This is a genomic window from Flavobacterium sp., assembly GCF_003525665.1.
Lineage (GTDB): Bacteria > Bacteroidota > Bacteroidia > Flavobacteriales > Flavobacteriaceae > Flavobacterium.
Map to the genome: position 1 here is coordinate 1 of NZ_DQDX01000078.1, position 5,412 is coordinate 5,412.

At 31.4% G+C, this 5,412-nt stretch carries 3 protein-coding genes; all 3 read right to left on the reverse strand.

Annotated features, from left to right (window positions below; translation table 11 throughout):
* Nucleotides 1-29 precede the first annotated feature (29 nt).
* The gene (locus tag DIU01_RS05395) at nt 30-758 is read right to left on the reverse strand and encodes a VIT family protein (protein WP_290832244.1); all 729 of its coding nucleotides are present in this window, start codon (nt 756-758) and stop codon (nt 30-32) included.
* A gap of 27 nt (nt 759-785) precedes the next feature.
* Nucleotides 786-1,904: an efflux RND transporter periplasmic adaptor subunit gene (locus DIU01_RS05400; RefSeq protein WP_290832246.1), complete on the reverse strand. Its 1,119-nt coding sequence runs from the start codon at nt 1,902-1,904 to the stop codon at nt 786-788.
* A 6-nt stretch (nt 1,905-1,910) separates the two neighbouring features.
* On the reverse strand, nt 1,911-5,412 hold a 3,502-nt coding region (locus DIU01_RS05405), incomplete at its 5' end, for a CusA/CzcA family heavy metal efflux RND transporter (protein ID WP_290832248.1).

The following is a 5,412-nucleotide window of genomic DNA, read 5'->3' on the forward strand; positions in this document are numbered from 1 at the left end:
TTTATTGTTTATAGTTTATTGTGTGTAGTTTACACTCTAACTCCAAAGATGTAGCCTACTAATGCAGATAATGCCATTGCAATTGTTCCCCAAATGGTTATACGTAAAATTGCTTTTTTGATACTTGAACCTCCAGTTTTAGCAGCTATACTTCCCAATACAATTAGAAAAATTATTGTGAAAGCATAGAGCCAATATTCCATATTTTTTATGGGTACAAAAAGAATAACAAGCAATGGCAATACACCACCAACAGTAAAGGCAGCACCTGATGAAATAGCAGCTTGAATAGGATTTGCTTGACTTATTTCATTTATTCCTAATTCGTCTCTAATATGAGCGCTTAAGGCATCTTTTTCTGTGAATTCAATTGCAACTTGCATTGCTGTTTCTGGTTTTAAACCTCTTTTCTCATAGATTTGAGCTAGGATTTTCAACTCGTCTTCGGGTGTTTCTGCCAATTCTTTTATTTCTCTTTCAATATCTGCTTTTTCTGTATCCGTTTGTGAACTTACAGATACATATTCTCCAGCTGCCATTGACAATGCACCAGCAACAAGTCCAGCTACTGTAGCTAAAACAATTGGCTCTCTTGTTGAACTTGCCGCAGCAACTCCAATAGCAAGACTTGAAATAGATATTATTCCATCATTTGCGCCTAAAACTGCTGCTCTTAACCAATTACTTCTGTGTATGTAATGACTGTCTAGATAATTATCTATTGTTATTGTTTCCTTTTCTTTTTTAGATTTAATCATCTTAATTTATATTTTAGTACTTGAGATTTAGTTTATAATATCAAAAACACCTTTTACAAGAAGTTTAGAATTATTATTTATTTGCTCATTTGGAAGAATTTCAACAAAATTTTCTGAAGCAGTTCCTTTTTGAACCTGAACCTTTTCAAATGAATATCCTTTTGCGTCTTCATTCTTTAATAAAAGTACGAAATATTTCTGGTTTTCAAAGATTAAAGCGTCCTTTGGTATGGCCAATCCTTTTTTAGAATCGGTTATGATTTGTGATTCAACAAACATTCCTGTCAATAATCTTTGTTTGATAGCATCATCAAGATGTCCATGAACATTAATAGTTCTATCATTACCTTCAATAGATTTTCCTACCAAATGAACGTCAGCATCAAAAATTTCCTTAGAAGCTTCTGGAACAGTGAATTTAATTTTTTGACCAACTTTGATTTTCAAAATATCCTTTTCAAAAACTGCTAATTCTAAATGCAAATGACTTGTATCAACAATTTCTAAAATTACATCAGAAGCTGCAATGTACATTCCGACATTAGCATTCATGATTACAATATCACCTGAAATTGGAGAAAAAATAGTAACAACAGAAGTCAATTTTCCTTTTTCAACATTGCTTGGATTGATGTTTAGCAAAAGTAATTTAGCTCTTAAACTTTGATACATTCCTTTGGCTCTTCTATAATCACTTTCCGATTTTAAGTAGTTCTTTTGAGAAGTAATTTTCTCATCATACAACGTTTTTTGTCTTTCAAATTCCGATTTTAAATAGGTGATTTGTTCGGCAACTTCAAGATAATCTTTCTGAATATCTAGAAATTCTGTGTTTTCCATTGTTAAAAGTGGTTGACCTTTAACTACTTTATTTCCAACCAAAAGACTCGTAGCTTTTACATATCCTCCAATAAATGAAGTAATTTTAGCTCTATTTTGAGGTGGAACATCTATCCTACCTGAAGCTTTTACTGTTACATCAAAATTTTGTTCTATTGGAGTTCCAACTTCCATTGCCATCGTCTTAAATTGATTTGTAGAAATCACAGTTAAACCATCATTTTTATCAGCTGGAGCTTCTGTTTTGGCATCTTTACATGAAATTAGTAAAGTAGTCGCTGCAAGTATATATAGTATTTTTTTCATCGCAAATTAGTAATTAAGGTAGTGTAAATCAAATTGGGTTTTGTTGTATTGTAACACATTTTCAAGATAATCCACTTGAATTGATGTGGCGTTTTCTAAAGAGGTAATGTATTGGAAAAAATCAATTTCTCCATGTTTATAGCTCATATCGGCTACTTTTATAATCTCTTTAGCCAATTTTTCTCCGTATTCTTTATAGTATTTTATACCTTCTTCATGTTTGATCAATTCATTTTTCTTTTGTGAAATGAATTGCTCCATTTTAGTTTGCTCGTTTAGTTTTTGTTGTTCCCAACTTTGTAATTCTAAATTGGCAACATTGATTTTAGCTTTTGTACCTCCAAATAAAATTGGAACTGATAACCCAACTTGAAATCCATATAAAGACTGCGATAAACCATTGTTTTTTCCTTGAAAATACTCTAGATTTATATCAGGCAAATAGTGTTGTTTTTGAAGTTTAGTATTAGATTGAAATGTTTTTGTAATATTTTCAAAATAAGAATTATATAAGTCTTTACTTGAACTTTCAATTATTGTATTATTTGGAATTAATTTGTCATTTTTAATAATAGTTTTTTCATCAGATTGCAGTAATCCTTGTAGCATTTCGTAATTAGCCAATTTGTCTTTTTCTATTTGAGCTAATTTAGTTCTGATTTGTCTAAACTTACTTTGAGCTGTAATTTTTTCAAGGTAATTGGTTTCTCCTAATTCAAATCGTCTATCACTTGCTTTTGAAAAGTTCTGATACAAACTATCTAAATACTTGTATAATTTTTCTTGATTTTGATAATAAACTATGTGATTATAAACTTTAGCAACCTCATTTGATAATCTATTTTTGGTGATTTCAAAATTTGATTTTTCTCTTTCATATTCAGCAGAATATAATTTCTTTTGAGCACCATAAACCGATGGAAATAAAAATCGTTGTTGTACTCCGAATACTTTTAAAGGTAAATTATTTAAAGCCAAATTGTTTTGATCATAGCTGTAATAAATGTTTGTTTTATCAAATGAGTAAGCCGATTTTATATTCGCTTTAGCTTTATCTACTGATAATTGACCTGCTTTTATGGCTTTGTTATTTTGATGTGCTTTTGAAATTAAACTATCTAATTCAGGATTATTATTTTGTGAATACGCCAATGACGAACTCAATAGTAACAAAATGATTGTAGCATTGGTATGGATTTTAAACTTAGCTTTTTTACCTTCTTTTTTGTCTAAAAGTTTGTATAAAATTGGAAGTACAATCATGGTCAAAATGGTTGCTGTAAACAATCCACCAATAACAACTGTAGCTAACGGACGTTGCACCTCTGCTCCTGCTGATGACGAAATTGCCATTGGCAAAAATCCTAAAGCTGCTGCGGCTGCTGTTAGTAAAACTGGACGTAATCTATCGGTTGTACCTTTCAAAATTAGTTCGTTTATATCTTTCATTCCTTGGTGTTTTAGTTCTTTAAAATGTTCAATAAGTACAATTCCGTTGAGGACTGCGATTCCGAAAAGAGCAATAAATCCAACACCAGCGGAAATACTGAATGGCAAATCACGAATCCAAAGAAACAAAATTCCTCCAACCGCTGAAAGTGGAATTGCAGAGTAAACCATCAAAGCTTCTTTTACTGAACCAAAAGCAAAATACAAAAGAATGAATATTAAAAATAAAGCAATTGGAACGGCAATCAACAAACGTGCTTTGGCACTTTGAAGATTTTCAAATTGACCTCCATAAGTTACATAATAGCCTTCGGGTAATTTTATTTTTTCATTTACAATTTTTTGAACGTCAGTGACAACACTTTGTAAATCCCGGTTTCTAACGTTAATTCCCACAACAATTCTTCTGCGAGTATTATCTCTTGAAATTTTTGCTGGACCTTCTGTATATTCAATTTGCGCCAATTCTTGTAACGGAATTTGTTCACCATTTGGAGTTGGAACATAAAGATTTCTCAAATTATCAATATCTTGACGGTTGGTTTTATCTAAACGAATTACCATATCAAAACGCTTTTCACCATCGAATACAGTTCCAACAGTTTTTCCTGCAAAACCAAGTGCTATCATTTCATTCAAATCTGCAATATTCAATCCGTAGCGAGCAATTTTCGAACGATTATAAACCACACTCATTTGTGGTAAACCTTCTGTTTTTTCGATGATAATATCAGAAGCGCCTTCTACATCTGCAATAGCATATTTTATTTGTTGTGCTTTTTTTGCTAAAACATTTAAATCTTCTCCAAAAACTTTAATAGCGACATCACTCCTAGTTCCTGAAATTAATTCATTGAAACGCATTTCTATAGGTTGTGTGAATTCGATTTCCATGTTTGGAATTTGCTTTTCTATCTCAGTTTTAATTTTATCGGCCAATTCGTCTTTTGAATCTGCGGAAACCCAATCACCTTTTGGTTTCAATTTCACAATAATATCTGATTCTTCCATGCTCATAGGATCGGTTGGCACTTCAGCTGCACCAATTCTACTTACAACTTGTGTTACTTCTGGGAAATTTTTTAGAATAATCTTTTCAATTTTTGTTGTAGTTTCTATTGTTTTAGTTAATGAAGTTCCTGTTTTTAAAACTGGTTGAATTACAAAATCACCTTCATCTAAAGTTGGAATAAACTCGCCACCCATTGTTGTAAAAAGTACAATTGCAAAAACTAATAAAGATATAGCTCCATAAATTACTTTCTTAGTATTACTTAAAGCCCAAGTAATTATTGGCAAATACCACGAATTCATTTTGGCAATTAATCGTGATGAAAAAGAATTAGGATTTTCTTCTTTAGGTTTTAAAAATAAGGAAGAAACTACTGGAACATAAGTGAAACAAAGTAGCATTGCTCCAGCTAATGCAAAACTGAAAGTCATTGCCATTGGCTTGAACATTTTTCCTTCAACTCCAGATAATGATAGAATAGGAATAAAAACAATTAAGATAATCAACTGACCAAAAACAGCAGAATTCATCATTTTGGAAGCACTTTTATAAGTGATTTCGTCAATTTGAATTTGACGTTCTTCTTTAGATAAATTTACTAAATGTCTTGATTTGTGAGCAATTTGAAAAGCTATAAACTCTACGATAATTACGGCTCCATCAATTATAATTCCGAAATCTATTGCGCCTAAACTCATTAAGTTTGCATCGATTCCAAAGATGTTCATGAATGTAATTGCAAACAACAAACATAATGGAATTACTGAAGCAACAACCAATCCTGAACGCCAATTTCCTAACAAAAGAACGACTACAAAAATCACTATTAGACAACCCAAAATAAGGTTTTCTGCTACAGTAAAAGTAGTTTTACCAACTAATTCACTTCTTTCTAAAAATGGGTTGATATAAACACCTTTTGGTAAAGTTTTTTCAATTTCGGCAACTCTAGTTTTAACATCTTCAATTACTTGTTTTGAATTTCCTCCTTTGAGCATCATTACTTGTCCGAGAACTTTTTCGCCTTCACCATTTCCTGTAATTGCT